Here is a 13555-nt window from a genome sequence, read left to right on the forward strand (position 1 = left end):
CCTACCTGAAAAACGGCCCGGCAGCGGGGTGCTGCCGGGAAAAAAGCGTAGGATGCTACGTAATTTCCCGATCGCAAGCCAGCGCCCTGGCCAGGAATCCCGCCGTGCGGCTGTCGGCACAGGCCGCGACCTGCGCAGGTGGCCCGCTGACCACCACCTTGCCGCCCGCGCTGCCGGCCCCGGGGCCGATATCGATGACCCAGTCGCTCTGGGCCACCACGCGCATGTCGTGCTCGACCACAATCACCGTATGCCCGGCCTCGACCAGGCGCTGCAACTGCACCAGCAAACGGTCGATGTCCTGCGGGTGCAGGCCGGTGGTGGGTTCGTCCAGCACGTACAGGGTGGCGCCACGGGCCAGGCGCTGCAGCTCGGTGGCCAGCTTGATGCGCTGGGCTTCACCGCCCGACAGCTCGGTGGCCGGCTGGCCCAGGCGCAGATAACCCAGGCCGATCTCCTGCAGTACCCGCAAGGCGCGGCTGATGGCGGGCTGTTCGGCGAAACGCTGGCTGGCCTGGTCGACGGTCAGTTGCAGCACCTGGGCGATGTTCAGGTCTTGCCAGGTGATGGCCAACGTCTCGGGGTTGTAGCGATCGCCATGGCAGGTCGGGCAGGGCGCATAGACGCTGGGCATGAACAGCAGTTCGACGCTGACAAAGCCTTCGCCTTCGCAGGTTTCGCAGCGGCCCTTGGCGACGTTGAACGAGAACTGCCCGGCATCGAAGCCTTGCGCCTGCGCCGCGGATGTTGCCGCGAACAGCTTGCGCACGTGGTCGAACAGGCCGGTGTAGGTCGCCAGGTTCGAGCGCGGGGTACGGCCGATGGGCTTCTGGTCCACCGGCACCAGGCGGCGGATATGCTCAAGCCCGGCGCTGATCCAGCCGTCGCTGGTTTGATTCGGTTCATCTTCCAGGCTCTGCTCTGGTGGCTCTTCCTGGCTGCGGGCCTGGCCCAGGTGCTCGCCGAGCAGGTCGAGCAGCGCCTGGCTGACCAGGCTCGATTTGCCCGAGCCGGAAATCCCCGTGACCGCACTGAAGCAGCCCAGCGGGAAGGCCACCTCGAGCTGGTCAAGGTTGTTGCGGCTGATGCCTTCCAGCTGCAGCCATGCTTGAGCCTGGCGCGGTTGGCGAGGCGCAGGCAGGTTGTCGTTGAACAGGTAATGGCGGGTGCGCGAGGCATCGATCTTCGCCAGGCCGGCCGGCGGGCCGCTGTACAGCACCTGGCCGCCGTGTTCACCGGCATCCGGGCCGACGTCCACCAGCCAGTCGGCGCGGCGCATGGTGTCCAGGTCGTGCTCGACCACGTACACCGAGTTGCCCGCCTGCTTGAGCCGCTGCAAGGCCTCGAACAGCGCCTCGCTGTCGGCTGGATGCAGCCCGGCCGAAGGCTCATCGAGCACGTAGATCACCCCGAACAGCTGCGAGTTGAGCTGGGTCGCCAGGCGCAGGCGTTGCAGTTCGCCCGAGGACAGCGTCGGCGTGCTGCGCTCCAGGTCCAGGTAACCGAGGCCCAGGTCGATCAGGGTGGTGATGCGCTCCAGCAGCTCCTCGGCGATGCGTTGCGCGGCCAGGCGTTTTTCCACCGACAGGTTGGGCGTGTGGCGCACGTCCGCGCCGCCTGCGTGGGGGTTGTCGCCCCGAGCAGCGCGTTGCTGGCGCGCCTGGCGGGTTTGCGCATGGCTGAGCACCGCGCCGGCTTCGTCAGGCTGATTCAGGTAGTCGGCAGTGGCCACGGTCTTGAGCAGCTCGGCCAGGGCCAGCAGCGGCAGGCGCGACAGCTCGGCGATGTCCTTGCCGGCAAAGGTCACTGTCAGCGCCTCGGCTTTCAGGCGCTTGCCGGCGCAGGCCGGGCAGGGGCTGGCGCGCATGAAGGCCGAGACGCGTTTGCGCATCAGCGCGCTTTGCGAATGGGTGAAGGTGTGCAGCACGTAGCGTCGGGCGCCGCTGAAGGTGCCCTGGTAACTGGGTTCGAGCTTGCGCTTGAGCGCCTGGCGGGTCTGCGCAGGCGTCATTCCCGCGTACACCGGCACGGTCGGGGTTTCTTCAGTGAACAGAATCCAGTCGCGCTGTTCCTGGGGCAGCTCGCGCCAGGGGATGTCGACGTCATAGCCCAGGGTCACGAGGATGTCGCGCAGGTTCTGCCCCTGCCAGGCCATGGGCCAGGAGGCCACCGCCCGTTCGCGGATGGTCAGCGACGGGTCGGGCACCATCGACGCCTCGCTGACATCGAACACCCGGCCCAGGCCATGACACTGCGGGCAGGCGCCTTGCGGGGTATTGGCCGAAAAATCTTCGGCGAACAGCATCGGCTGCTCGGCCGGGTAACTGCCGGCACGCGAATAGAGCATGCGGATCAGGCTCGACAGGGTGGTGACACTGCCGACCGATGAGCGCGCGCTGGGCGTGCCGCGTTGTTGCTGCAGGGCCACTGCTGGCGGCAGGCCCTCGATCGAATCCACCGCTGGCACCCCGACCTGGTCGATCAAGCGCCGGGCATAGGGCGCCACCGATTCAAAATAGCGGCGCTGGGCTTCGGCATACAAGGTGGAGAATGCCAACGACGATTTGCCCGAGCCGGACACCCCGGTGAACACCACCAGCGCATCGCGGGGAATGTCGACGTCGACACTCTTCAGGTTGTGTTCACGGGCGCCGCGCACCCGGACACAACCGCTGGCGTTGGCGGGACCTACTGGTTTTGCGCACATGGCGATATTCTTCCCTGCTGACCGATCCGCATAAGAGGCAGACCGCTGAGCATGGCGCCAGTGCCGTCGATTTTCAAATGGAGGTGAAACCCAGTGAAGTTCATGGTGATCGAAGCGCATCGAAGTGAATACCCTGCGCCCATTACCTTTGCCAAAGGCGCGCCACTGAACATCGGCGAGCGCTATGACGGTGAGGAGGGTTGGGATAACTGGTACTTGTGCAGCACACCCGGGCAACAGGATGGCTGGGTGCCGGGGCAGGTGATCGAGCGGCTTGGCGATGATCAGGGTATCGCCCTGGAAGACTACTGTGCCCGGGAGCTGGATGTGGAGGTGGGCGATTGCCTGGTGGGTGGCCGGCAGTTGAACGGCTGGGTGTGGTGTCGCAAGGGGAGTGCGTCGGGGTGGGTGCCGTTGCGAGTGTTACGGGACAAATGAGGGGCCGCTTCGCGCCCCATCGCCGGCAAGGCCGGCTCCCACAATAGTCTTGCGTACACCAGACCTGTGGGAGCTGGCCTTGCCAGCGATGGGCTGCGCAGCAGCCCCGATACTCAGCCCATGGCCGCAAGCATCAGCTCCAGGTTCTGCACCGCTGCCCCCGACGCACCTTTGCCGAGGTTGTCGAACACCGCCGTCAGCAATACCTGGCCGTGCTGCTCATGGGCAAACACGGCCAGGCGCAGGTCGTTGCTGTCGTTGACCGCTTGCGGGTCCAGTTGCACCGCTGATGCACCCAGTTGCAGCGGCGCCACCTGGACATAGCGCGCGCCGTTGTAATGTTCAGCCAGGCACGCCTGCAAACGCGCGGCAGTGACGCCCGCCGGCAGCAGCCGGGTCTGCAGGGCGATGGTCAGCACGATGCCCTGACGGTAGCTGCCATAGCTGGGCACGAACACCGGCCGTTGCGACAAACCGGCATGCTGCTGAATCTCCGGCACATGCTTGTGGTCCAGGTGCAAGCCATACACCAGCACGCCCTGGGCCGCCTGCGCGTCGGGCCCTTCATGGCGCTCGACCGCGGCACGGCCACCACCGGAATAACCCGACACCGCGTTCACGGTCAGCGGATAGTCCGCCGGCAGCAGGCCTGCGGCAATCAACGGCCGCAGCAAGGCGATGGCGCCCGTCGGGTAGCAGCCAGGGTTGCTGACCCGCTTGGCCCGGGCGATGCGCTCGGCCTGTTGTTCGTCCAGTTCCGGCAAGCCATACACCCAACCCGGTGTCGTGCGGTGCGCAGAACTGGCGTCGATCACCCGCACGTCCGGGTTGACGATGGCCGCCACTGCGTCACGCGCGGCATCGTCCGGCAGGCACAGGATCGCCACGTCGGCGCTGTTGATGGCCTCGGCGCGCAGTTGCAGGTTCTTGCGCTCGGCCGCTGGCAGGGTCAGCAGGCGCAGGTCGTTGCGGCCGTTCAGGCGGGCGTGGATCTGCAGGCCGGTGGTGCCTTGATCGCCGTCGATAAAAACCAGGGGCTGGTGCATGGGTGCTCTCGTGCAAAGGCTACAAATGAGCGGCCATCTTCACCTGTGGCTGGACGAAAGAAAATTTGAATATCATGATGCTCACCTTCATCTTTTCTGAACGATAAGCCCATGCGCGAGATCAGCCTCGACCGGCTACGTACCCTGGTGGTGATCGCCGACCTCGGCTCCTTTGCCCAGGCGGCGCGGGCGCTGAACCTGGCGCCGCCCACGGTCAGCCTGCACATTGCAGACCTTGAAGCGCGCATTGGCGCACCGTTGCTGTCGCGCAAACGCGGGCAGGTCCGCCCCACGGCCATCGGTGAAACCCTGCTCGAACGCGCCCGGCGTCTGCTGACCGATGTCGAACAGGCGCTGGATGATGTCCAGCGTCAGGTCCAGGGCCTGGCCGGGCGAGTACGGCTGGGCGCTTCGACCGGCGCCATTGCCCACTTGCTGCCGCAGGCACTGGACATCCTCGGCGTGCAGCATCCGGGCATCGATGTGCAGGTGCAGGTACTGACTTCAAGCGAATCCCTGGCGCGCCTGCAGGACGGCAGCCTCGACATTGGCCTGGTGGCGCTGCCGCAAGCGGCGATCAAGGGCCTGGAGATCCGTCCGTGGCGGCGCGACCCGATCATGGCTTTCATTCCGTCGAGCTGGTCGCCACCGGCGCGCATCAGCCCGGGCTGGCTGGCCAGCCGCGCGCTGATCCTCAACGACAACAGCACCCAGCTGTCACGGGTCACCAGCGACTGGTTTGCCAGCGCCGGCCTGCAACCGCCGGCGCGCATCCAGCTCAATTACAACGACGCGGTGAAAAGCCTGGTAGCCGCGGGCTATGGCGCCACCTTGCTGCCCCATGAATCGGCAGCGCCGGAGCATGATCCGCGTATCTGCATGCGCCCGTTGCGCCCAGGCCTGTGGCGGCACCTGGGCATCGCCTGCCGCCAGGGCGAGGTGGAGCAGGGGACCCGCTTCGTGCTGCAGGTGCTGATGAGCCAGGTAGCGAAAAGCTAGACCAGCCGCGGCCCGCGGCCGCCGTCCAGCCACGGCCCTTCACCCAGGCGTTCGAGGGCCAGGGTGCGCGCTTTGCGGCTGAGCTGGTCGAGGTGGCGGTCGCGCTGTTTCTCGGCATCGACCATCGCCCGCTTGCCGTGTTGCTTGAGCAGGTAGCTGTGGATCTGCTGCACTTCCAGGGTGCGGTAGATCGGCGCCACGTCCAGTACCGCCGCCATGCCGGTGCTGGGCTGGGCGCGGGTGTTGAGCAACACCTGCGGGCCGCGTGCGCCGGTCACCTGGAAGCCCAGGGACTCGAAGACCGGCACTTTGCTTGCCACGCAGCCGAGCTCGGCATGGGGGTAGCGTGCGGTCATCTGCGCCAGCATGGCGCGGGCGATACCCTGGCGACGGTGGCTGGCCTGGACGGCGAGGTAGGCCACGGAACACGCCTCGGGATCATCCTTGAGCGGCAAGTACAGCAAGAAACCCACCACCTGCTCGGGATCGTCGAGGTCCATGGCCACGATCAGTTCGACCGGAATGCCGCGCGAACCGTTCATGGCCTCCAGGTACAGGTGCACTTCGAAGCCGATGCCGTACTGGTACAGGCTGTACAGCGGGTTGCTCGGCGGCAGGGCGACGCTGCTGATGTCGGTCAGGTAGTCGACCACCATCTGCAGGATCTGGCTTTTGATCGGCTCCGCTGGCGGGGCGACGAAGTGGTGGAGGGCGGGCATCGGTAGGGGTGACTCCAGGGAAAAACGGCAATGGCGCGATTCTACCGCGCTGGCCTGCCATCCGTCCCTTCAACGCGCGGTTGATCTGAACTTCATCTTCAGCGCAGCGCTCCCTTGCTTAGAGGGCACTTTTCGCCCGACTGCCGAAGGCTGCCGCCATGACCGTGATGACCGCCGCACCCGCGCTCGACCCGTTGGCCTTGAACCCCCGTGCCGGCCATGAGGCACGCTACCATGCCTTGCTGCGGGGCGACCTGAGCGGCAGCGCCACCTGGCTGGCCGAGCAGCTGCAGCAGGCCGAAGCGTTGCCTGATGAACTGCCGAACAACCCTGCCGAGCTCGGGCAATGGACCGCCGACCGCGCGGCGGCCGTGGCCGGGCACTACGCCGGGTACCTGGCCGAACGCAAGGCGGGCGGTGCCCGGCGTTATTTCAGCAACCGCGCCCATGCCCTGTATTTTCTCCAGCATGTCGCTCCGACCAAGGCGGTGGATGGCGCCTGGCTGTTCGGCATGCTCAGGCACTGGGCCGACCCGCGCTACCACGGCCTGATCCGCATCTACCTGGAAGAACTCGGCGATGGCGACCCGGCCTGCAACCATGTGCTGATCTACCGGCGCCTGCTCAGCGAGCTGGGCTGCCACGAGGTGTTGCCGCTGGCTGACGACCGTTACCGGCAGGGCGCACTGCAACTGGCGCTGGGCTTCAACACCGAGGCTTTCTTGCCCGAGGTGATCGGCTATAACCTGGGCTATGAACAGCTGCCCCTGCATTTGCTGATAAGCGCTTATGAGCTGGACGAACTGGGTATCGATCCGCAGTACTTTCGCCTGCACGTGACCATCGACAACGCCAGCAGCGGCCATGCCTGCAAGGCGGTGCAGGCGCTGGCGCAGCTGTGGCCGGAGCAGGGGGGCAGCGAGTTCTATCGGCGGGTTGCCCGGGGTTATCGGCTCAACGAGCTGGGCCCTTGTTCTCCCACGATCATTGCCGGCTTTGACCTGGAAACCGAGCTGCTGGCGGCCTTCGAGCGCAAGCGCAGTTTTGGCCAGCACATGCACTCCGATTACTGTCGCATCGAAGGGCGTACGGTCAACCAGTGGCTGGCCGAGCCTGGCAGCATTCCAGGCTTTCTCGCCGCCTTGCAGGACAAGGGCTGGATCAAGCGCGGCGAGGACCCGGCGCACAGCCGCTTCTGGCAACTGATCGAAGGCCCGGCAGCGGCGATGTTCGGCGTCTTCAGCCCCTATGAAAAGCAGCTGCTGCATGACTGGATCGCTGTCAGCTGGCAGCCGCGCCGGCCGCGCCATGGGCCGGTTAAAGCTGAAGTGCCCATGCACGATGATGCCGTGCTGAATGCGCTTGAGCGCGAGCTCCACGACCTGCCCCCTGAAGCGCGGATCGCCTACCTGATCAGTGAAATGGCCGGCGCCCGCCACGCTTTGCCCCAGGGCCTGGCGGCGACCCGCAAATACGCACAGATGACCGGGCTTGAATCTTGAGGGAGGGTGACCATGCAATTGACCGAGGCTCAACGCCAGGCCGACCAGGCCTTGCTGCAACTGGGGCGGCGGCTGTTGGCCGATGGCTATCGCTTTACCAGCGTCACGCCGTTGACCCAGTTGCGCAATAACCAGCGTGAGGGCGCGCAACAGGCCGGCACTCTGCGCGATATCTTCGGCTGGAACCGGCCCTTTTCCTCCTCGTTGCTGTCGCCGGACGAGGTGGCGCAGATGCAACTGGCGCAGATCATCGACGAACAGGGAGAGCTGCTGCGCAGCCGGGTGCGTTGGTCGAGCCTGCATGATCTGTTGTTCGTTCATTCCGCCTTTCCCACCGACAGCAGCGACGCGGTGTTCTTCGGCCCGGACAGCTACCGCTTCGCCCAGTTGATCGAAGCGCACTTGCAGCAAAGTTTCGCCTGCATCAATCACGCCGTGGATATCGGCTGTGGCGCCGGGGTCGGCGCGGTGCTGATCGCCCGTGCCCGCCGGCATGCGCAGGTCAGCGCCGTGGATATCAACCCGCAGGCCCTGCGCCTGACCGCCATCAACGTGGCCCTCGCGGAGCTGGCCAACGTTTCGGTCGAGCACAGTGATGTCCTTCAGGGCATCACCGGTACGTTCGACCTGATTGTCGCCAACCCACCCTACATGCTCGACGCCAGCGAGCGTGCCTACCGTCATGGTGGCGGTGCCCTGGGGGCCGGGCTGTCGTTGCGGATAGTCGAAGAAGCGCTGCCACGCCTGGCGCCGGGCGGCACCTTGCTGCTGTACACCGGGGTGGCCATGCTCGAAGGGCGCGACCCGTTCCTGGCAGCCTTGCAAGCGCCGCTGGCGTCACCCGACTGGGCCTGGCATTACCACGAACTGGACCCGGATGTGTTCGGCGAGCAACTGCTCGAACCCGGTTACCAGCAGGTCGAACGCATTGCCGCGGTGGCCTTGAGCGTCACCCGTCGATGAACAGCCCCTGCGGCTTTGGCATCGAGGAAGAATACCTGCTGGTCGATCTGACCAGCGGGCGCATGCTCGCCGCGCCCTCGGCGGCGCAGATCGACCTGTGCCGCCAGGTGCTCGGCGCGCACTTCGCCCAGGAGATGTTCAAGGGCCAGATCGAGGTGGCGTCGCCAGTGTTCTGCAGCCTGGCCCAGGCCCGGGAATTTCTGGCCGGATGTCGAACGCAACTGGTGCAGGTACTGGCCGAGGAAGGCATCGGCCTGCTGACCGCCGGCAGTCACCCCATGGGCGGCTGGCGCAACCAGCAGCCTGCCGACGATGAGCACTTTCGCCAGCTGTTCGCTGACTACCAGCAGGTGGCCCGGCGCAGCCTGTTGTGTGGCCTGCATGTGCACGTTGGCGTGCCGCCCGGGCACGACCGCATTCAACTGATCAACCAGTTGCTGCCCTGGTTGCCGTTGCTGTTGCTGCTCAGTAGCTCCTCGCCGTTCTGGGAAGGCCAGGCCACGGGCTACATGAGCTATCGCCAGGTGGCGTGCGGGGAATGGCCGCACATGGGCCTGCCGGAGCGCTTGAGTGACTGGCAGGCTTACGAGCGTTACCTGGCCCTGCTGCGGCGCACCGGCTCGTTGCGCGAGGGGTTTGACTGCTGGTGGGCGATCCGGCCGTCGCGGCGTTTCCCCACCGTGGAGCTGCGAGTCGCCGATGCCTGCCCGAACCTTGAAGAGGCATTGTGCATTGCCGGCATGTTCCGCTGCATGGTCGAACATTATCTGGCGCAACCACGCGCTGCCGTGCACCTGAGCCGCGAGGCGCACTGGATTGCCCAGGAGAACTACTGGCGGGCCATGCGCCATGGCCGGCATGGCCGGTTCATCTGCCTGGAGGACGAAGGGCAGGGTAGCGCCGGGCAATGGCTGGCCCGGGCGCGGGCGGTGTTTGCGGACGCTGCGCAGGGTTTTGACGGTGATCGCAGTTTTGCCCGGGCTGCGGTGATTATCGCTCAGGGGAGCAGTGCGGACCGGCAGTTGGCGATGGCGCAGCAGGGGATGTTGGCAGTGGTGCGGGAGTTGCTGCAAGAGGTCAGATCGTGTTGACGCTATCGCGGGGCAAGCCCGCTCCCACAGGGGATTACTGTGGGAGCGGGCTTGCCCCGCGACAGATGCCTACTCTGTTTTCTCTCGCTTGCGCAGTGTCGTCACTGTTTCGCCACCCACCCCCCAGTTGTCGGTGTTCACTTCCTCGATCACCACAAAGGTCGACGCCGGCGGTTTGTTCAGCACCCGCTTGAGCATCGCGGTGGTCTGTTCGATCAACTGCTGTTTCTGCTCGCGGGTGACGCCTTCATCGGTCACGCGAATATGGACATACGGCATGTTCATTTCCTCGCTGTAATTACCAGGTACCCGTCGCCGAACCACCGTCCACGGCAATCACCGTGCCGGTGACAAAAGTCGAGTCCGTCAGGTATAGCACCGCGTCGACCACATCCTCGGGCGAACCGATCTGCCCGGTCGGCGCCAGCGCTTTGAGGGCCTCGCGGGCCTGCGAGTCGTCGCCATGCAATGGGGTATCGATGATCCCCGGGGCCACGGCATTGACCTGCACCTGCGACGGTGCCAGCTCCAGGGCCAGGGCACGCACCGCCTGGTTGATGCCGCCCTTGATCAGCACCGGCAGCAGCGCCGGCACCTTGATGTTCGGCTGCAGGGCGATCGACGCGGTGATGTTGACGATATGCCCGGCGCCATTCTTGGCCATGTGCCGTGCTGCGGCCTGGGCCGGGTAGAAGAAGCCCTTGAGGTTGGTGTCGACGATGGCTTCGACCTCGGCCTCGGTGTAGTCGGTCACCGGCTTGGCAATGAAGATCCCGGCGTTGTTGACCAGGATATCGACCTTGCCAAACGCCTCGATGGCCTGGTCGAACAGTTTTCGCGCCGTTTGCGGCTGGGCGATATCGCCTTCGACCAGCAGCAGATTGGCCGGGTTGCCGAGTTTGGCGGCGGCCTCCTGCAGGCGGGCGAGGGTGCGGGCGTTGCCGACGACATTGTCGCCGCGCTCAAGGTAAGCCTTGGCGATGGCGAAACCCAGGCCGCTCGAGGCGCCGGTTACGATGACAGTCTTGGCGGTGTGCATGGTCAGTCTCCAGTGGGCCAGGCGGGTCGCCGGGCAAGTGAGGCAGACTTTAATTTGCAATCAGGTCTTGAAAAATGGCGTGTATGGAATTTGAATTGATACTTCATGTAATCAATTGAGCCGCCATGACCCGCCACTTCGATGACCTTCAACTGGGCAGTATCGAGCTGTTCTGCCTGGCCGCCGAAACCAGCAGCTTCACCGGTGCGGCGACCCTGGCCGGGGTGACGCCGGCAGCGGTCAGCCGTTCGGTGGCGCGCCTGGAAGAACGCCTGGGTGTGCGCCTGTTCGTGCGCACCACCCGGCAGATGCGCCTGACCGAAGGCGGGCGCAGTTACTACGCACAATGCCGCCAGGCCCTGAGCCAACTGGTGGAGGCCGAACGTGCGCTCAGCGGTGGCCAGGCTGTGCCGTCCGGGCTGCTACGCATCAGCGTGCCGACACCCTATGCCCACTTTCGCTTGCTGCCCAGGCTGGCCGGGTTCCGCCAGTTGTATCCGCAGGTGCAGATCGACATTCACGCCAGCAACCGCAACATCGACTTTGCCGATGAAGGCTACGACCTGGCCATCCGCGGCCGCGAGCCGGCCGACTCCAGCCTGATCGCCCGGCGCCTGGAAGACGCCGAGCTGGTGATCGTGGCGACGCCGGAGTATCTGCGTGTAGCGGGCACACCGCAGACGCCGCAAGACCTGGCCGCTCACGAGTGCATCCAGTTCGAACTGCCCAGCAGCGGGCGCAAGGTGCCCTGGTCGTTTCTGGTCGGGGGCAAGCGCGAGGAACTGGAGGTGTCCGGTGGCATCACCTGCCTGGAAGATTTCCTGGCCACCGTCACCCTGGTCAAAAGCGGCGCGGGGTTGATGCAGGCGTATCGCTTTACTGTGCAGCAGGAGCTTGACAGCGGCCAGCTGCTGGAAGTGCTGACGCCCTATGGCGGCACTTCACGGCCGTTCATCCTGCTCTACCCTCATGCCCGCCATGTGCCACTACGGGTTCGGGCCTTCATTGATTTTCTGACCCAGGGTGCGGGTGCCTGAAGCGCTAGCCTTTGGCTTTTTTCAGGCTTTTCATCCGTTGGGTGGCGCGTTGCACGGCAGCCATTTTTTCCGGGCGTTTCATGCGCTTCCATTTGCGGATGTCGTCTTTGCTGCGGCCGCAGCTCAGGCACAGGTCGCCGCTTAGTTGGCACACGGCGATGCAGGGGTTCTCGATGTCCTTGGCCATGTGTCAGCCTCGTTTTTCGACGTCGAACTGCACGTGGGGGGCAAGCGGGCGCAATTCGACGTCGGCATCCTGCAACGCTAAAGCAGTCAGCTCGATCATCCGCTCACCTTGCCCGCTGGCCAGGGCGTGGTCTTTGGCGGCCCGGCTTTCGAATACCCAGATCACCTGCAAACTGGAAGGGAAGCGGGTGTAGTCGACCAGGTGAGTGAGCCAGGCAAAACCGACGATTTCGGCCTTGGCGGTCTCGCAGGCATCGGTCAGGGTAGCGACCAGACGGCGGTCAAGCTGCGCCTGTTCGCGTTTGCTCATTGGCATGGGATGAGGAGCCTCGTGGAAGGGCGGGCAGATCATACGCTATTTGCCCACGCCTACTATGCTTGTGGGCCATCGAATGGCTGATGAAGCATCCGGCAACCACCGGCAAGGTTGGCATCACCGGCTTTTGCTATGGTGATGGCCTGATCGCGGGTCCAGCGCCAACCCTGTGGGAGCGGGCTTGCCCGCGATCGAGCGCAAAGCGCTCGTAATTCAGGCAACACCTGGTGTGCTGGCTGTACCGGCCTCATCGCTGGCAAGCTGAACTGGTCAACAGATTTTGGACACCGGTTTAGGTTCATGCCGCAACCTTGAGCTTTTTCTCCATGGCTACCGGGGTTTCATAGCCGTTGTAGCTGTGGAGACGCTTAAGGTTGTAACGCATCAGATAAGCCTGGATGTCTAACTGTGCTTGCGCTTCGGTTTCGTAACCTTCTGCTGGCATCCACTCAGACTTCAATGCACCGAAGAAGCGCTCCATGACGGCGTTATCCCAGCACTGGCCTCGGTGACTCATGCTCTGTTCCAGACCGTACTCCTCAAGAGCAGCCCTGAATTTATGGCTGGTGTACTGACAGCCCTGATCCGAGTGGAACATCACTCCAGCCGGTCTACCTCTAGATTCGGCCGCCATTCGTAGCGCCTCGCAGGCAAGCCGGGCATCGGCGATCATTGAGAAAGCCCAGCCCACCACTCGGCGAGCATACAAGTCGATCACAGCCGCCAAGTACAGCCAACGCTTGCCTACCTGGATGTAGGTGACATCGCCGCACCACACCTGGTTGACCGTCGAGACGTTGAAGTTTCGCTTGAGCTGGTTACTCGCGATCAATGCTTCTGTGCCCGATGATCGGTAACGATGCGGCCTGCGTTGCTTGCATTGCAGACCGGCTTCCTTCATCAGCATACGTACCTTGTATCGCCCGGCTTTATGGCCAGCACGACGCAATTCCCGAACCAGCGTTCGCGACCCAGCAGAGCTACGAGAGGCCTTGAAAAGGCTGGCCATCGTTGAACGCAGATCCTCTCTGACCGGATCCTTTCGTCCCTGGCGTTTTCGCCATGCGTAGAAACTGCTGCGCCGAACTCCAAGGACGCGACAGCAGTCGAAAACACCAAATTGCTCACTCAGTTCGTTGATCAACGAGAACGATCCTTGGAGTCCCGAAGCAGGAGAGCACTGGCCTTTTTTAGGATTTCGATATCCCGGTCCTTTTGCCGGACTAGCGCTTCCAGCTCCTGGATTCGCTGCTGCTCTGGAGTGATGGCCTTGGCGCCGACTGGTGTTTGACCTTCTCGTTCCTGGCGCAGTTGCTCGACCCAGCGACGAAGCGCGGTCCGCCCTAGGCCAAGGCTCTCGCAGACATCAGGGACTGACTCACCATCGTCCAGCACCATCTCGGCAGCTTTGATTTTGAATTCGTTCGAGTAAGATTTTCGCACTGATTTTGCCTCCAATTGGGCGCCATAATAGCGCCCGACGAAGGTGTCCAAAATCATTAGGCCAGTTCA

At 64.4% G+C, this 13555-nt stretch carries 14 protein-coding genes and 1 pseudogene; 7 read left to right on the forward strand and 8 right to left on the reverse strand.

Annotation, left to right across the window (positions count from 1 at the left end; all coding sequences use genetic code 11):
* Positions 1–55: 55 nt before the first annotated feature.
* A complete protein-coding gene (locus CCOS864_RS17710; protein WP_115087640.1) occupies positions 56–2707 on the reverse strand; it encodes an excinuclease ABC subunit UvrA in 2652 nt (883 codons plus the stop codon).
* A 102-nt stretch (positions 2708–2809) separates the two neighbouring features.
* Between CCOS864_RS17710 and CCOS864_RS17715 the strand changes: the two genes are divergently transcribed.
* Positions 2810–3145, forward strand: coding sequence for an SH3 domain-containing protein (locus CCOS864_RS17715; RefSeq protein WP_233673815.1), 336 nt, complete (start codon positions 2810–2812; stop codon positions 3143–3145).
* Positions 3146–3258: 113 nt separating this feature from the next.
* On the opposite strand, the gene argC is transcribed toward CCOS864_RS17715, so the two are convergent.
* Complete coding sequence (gene argC / locus CCOS864_RS17720; RefSeq protein WP_115087642.1) at positions 3259–4191, reverse strand: N-acetyl-gamma-glutamyl-phosphate reductase; 933 nt, start codon at positions 4189–4191, stop codon at positions 3259–3261.
* Positions 4192–4302: 111 nt separating this feature from the next.
* Between argC and CCOS864_RS17725 the strand changes: the two genes are divergently transcribed.
* Positions 4303–5190 (forward strand): LysR family transcriptional regulator, encoded by an 888-nt coding sequence (locus CCOS864_RS17725; protein ID WP_115087643.1) that lies wholly within the window; start codon positions 4303–4305, stop codon positions 5188–5190.
* Here the strand turns inward: CCOS864_RS17725 and CCOS864_RS17730 are convergent.
* On the reverse strand, positions 5187–5909 hold the full coding sequence (locus CCOS864_RS17730; RefSeq protein ID WP_115087644.1) for a GNAT family N-acetyltransferase: 723 nt from the start codon (positions 5907–5909) through the stop codon (positions 5187–5189). The two genes, CCOS864_RS17725 and CCOS864_RS17730, sit on opposite strands and share 4 nt — an antisense overlap.
* 158 nt (positions 5910–6067) lie before the next feature.
* Between CCOS864_RS17730 and CCOS864_RS17735 the strand changes: the two genes are divergently transcribed.
* Genes CCOS864_RS17735 through CCOS864_RS17745 form a run of 3 tightly spaced genes read left to right on the forward strand, consistent with a single transcriptional unit; the run spans position 6068 to position 9465 of the window.
* Positions 6068–7411, forward strand: coding sequence for an iron-containing redox enzyme family protein (locus CCOS864_RS17735; protein WP_115087645.1), 1344 nt, complete (start codon positions 6068–6070; stop codon positions 7409–7411).
* Between the two features lie 12 nt (positions 7412–7423).
* Complete coding sequence (locus CCOS864_RS17740; protein WP_115087646.1) at positions 7424–8374, forward strand: methyltransferase; 951 nt, start codon at positions 7424–7426, stop codon at positions 8372–8374.
* Entirely contained in the window at positions 8371–9465 is a 1095-nt protein-coding gene (locus tag CCOS864_RS17745) for a carboxylate-amine ligase (protein ID WP_115087647.1), read from the forward strand. The genes CCOS864_RS17740 and CCOS864_RS17745 overlap by 4 nt, the downstream gene beginning before the upstream one ends.
* Before the next feature lie 69 nt (positions 9466–9534).
* On the opposite strand, the gene CCOS864_RS17750 is transcribed toward CCOS864_RS17745, so the two are convergent.
* Together CCOS864_RS17750 and CCOS864_RS17755 are read right to left on the reverse strand one after the other, a co-directional pair.
* Entirely contained in the window at positions 9535–9744 is a 210-nt protein-coding gene (locus CCOS864_RS17750; RefSeq protein ID WP_115087648.1) for a tautomerase family protein, read from the reverse strand.
* Between the two features lie 19 nt (positions 9745–9763).
* A complete protein-coding gene (locus CCOS864_RS17755) occupies positions 9764–10504 on the reverse strand; it encodes an SDR family NAD(P)-dependent oxidoreductase (protein WP_115087649.1) in 741 nt (246 codons plus the stop codon).
* A 125-nt stretch (positions 10505–10629) separates the two neighbouring features.
* Here CCOS864_RS17755 and CCOS864_RS17760 point away from each other — a divergent pair, with 125 nt between their 5' ends.
* Positions 10630–11541, forward strand: coding sequence for a LysR family transcriptional regulator (locus CCOS864_RS17760; RefSeq protein ID WP_115087650.1), 912 nt, complete (start codon positions 10630–10632; stop codon positions 11539–11541).
* Positions 11542–11545: 4 nt separating this feature from the next.
* On the opposite strand, the gene CCOS864_RS17765 is transcribed toward CCOS864_RS17760, so the two are convergent.
* Together CCOS864_RS17765 and CCOS864_RS17770 are read right to left on the reverse strand one after the other, a co-directional pair.
* Positions 11546–11728 carry a DUF1289 domain-containing protein gene (locus CCOS864_RS17765; RefSeq protein ID WP_010225542.1) on the reverse strand — a complete coding sequence of 61 codons (183 nt, stop codon included), beginning with the start codon at positions 11726–11728 and terminating at the stop codon, positions 11546–11548.
* Positions 11729–11731: 3 nt separating this feature from the next.
* Positions 11732–12043 (reverse strand): hypothetical protein, encoded by a 312-nt coding sequence (locus tag CCOS864_RS17770; RefSeq protein WP_115087651.1) that lies wholly within the window; start codon positions 12041–12043, stop codon positions 11732–11734.
* Between the two features lie 68 nt (positions 12044–12111).
* Between CCOS864_RS17770 and CCOS864_RS17775 the strand changes: the two are divergent.
* Positions 12112–12189 (forward strand): annotated as a pseudogene (locus CCOS864_RS17775) (YghX family hydrolase); the annotation flags it as partial.
* 152 nt (positions 12190–12341) lie between these two features.
* On the opposite strand, the gene CCOS864_RS17780 reads toward CCOS864_RS17775, so the two are convergent.
* Positions 12342–13543 (reverse strand): IS3 family transposase gene (locus CCOS864_RS17780; RefSeq protein WP_244211900.1). Its coding sequence is split into 2 segments (ribosomal slippage): positions 12342–13237 and positions 13237–13543, totalling 1203 coding nucleotides; the frame shifts between segments, so codons are not numbered across the junction.
* Positions 13544–13555 lie beyond the last annotated feature (12 nt).

This window comes from Pseudomonas wadenswilerensis (assembly GCF_900497695.1).
GTDB classification, from domain to species: Bacteria; Pseudomonadota; Gammaproteobacteria; order Pseudomonadales; family Pseudomonadaceae; genus Aquipseudomonas; species Aquipseudomonas wadenswilerensis.

What these genes read in the sequence shown, in the direction of transcription:
- CCOS864_RS17710 (WP_115087640.1), bottom strand. Translation starts at nt 2,707, where the DNA reads ATGTGCGCAAAACCAGTAGGTCCCGCCAACGCCAGCGGTTGTGTCCGG.
- CCOS864_RS17715 (WP_233673815.1), top strand. Translation starts at nt 2,810, where the DNA reads ATGGTGATCGAAGCGCATCGAAGTGAATACCCTGCGCCCATTACCTTT.
- argC (WP_115087642.1), bottom strand. Translation starts at nt 4,191, where the DNA reads ATGCACCAGCCCCTGGTTTTTATCGACGGCGATCAAGGCACCACCGGC.
- CCOS864_RS17725 (WP_115087643.1), top strand. Translation starts at nt 4,303, where the DNA reads ATGCGCGAGATCAGCCTCGACCGGCTACGTACCCTGGTGGTGATCGCC.
- CCOS864_RS17730 (WP_115087644.1), bottom strand. Translation starts at nt 5,909, where the DNA reads ATGCCCGCCCTCCACCACTTCGTCGCCCCGCCAGCGGAGCCGATCAAA.
- CCOS864_RS17735 (WP_115087645.1), top strand. Translation starts at nt 6,068, where the DNA reads ATGACCGTGATGACCGCCGCACCCGCGCTCGACCCGTTGGCCTTGAAC.
- CCOS864_RS17740 (WP_115087646.1), top strand. Translation starts at nt 7,424, where the DNA reads ATGCAATTGACCGAGGCTCAACGCCAGGCCGACCAGGCCTTGCTGCAA.
- CCOS864_RS17745 (WP_115087647.1), top strand. Translation starts at nt 8,371, where the DNA reads ATGAACAGCCCCTGCGGCTTTGGCATCGAGGAAGAATACCTGCTGGTC.
- CCOS864_RS17750 (WP_115087648.1), bottom strand. Translation starts at nt 9,744, where the DNA reads ATGCCGTATGTCCATATTCGCGTGACCGATGAAGGCGTCACCCGCGAG.
- CCOS864_RS17755 (WP_115087649.1), bottom strand. Translation starts at nt 10,504, where the DNA reads ATGCACACCGCCAAGACTGTCATCGTAACCGGCGCCTCGAGCGGCCTG.
- CCOS864_RS17760 (WP_115087650.1), top strand. Translation starts at nt 10,630, where the DNA reads ATGACCCGCCACTTCGATGACCTTCAACTGGGCAGTATCGAGCTGTTC.
- CCOS864_RS17765 (WP_010225542.1), bottom strand. Translation starts at nt 11,728, where the DNA reads ATGGCCAAGGACATCGAGAACCCCTGCATCGCCGTGTGCCAACTAAGC.
- CCOS864_RS17770 (WP_115087651.1), bottom strand. Translation starts at nt 12,043, where the DNA reads ATGCCAATGAGCAAACGCGAACAGGCGCAGCTTGACCGCCGTCTGGTC.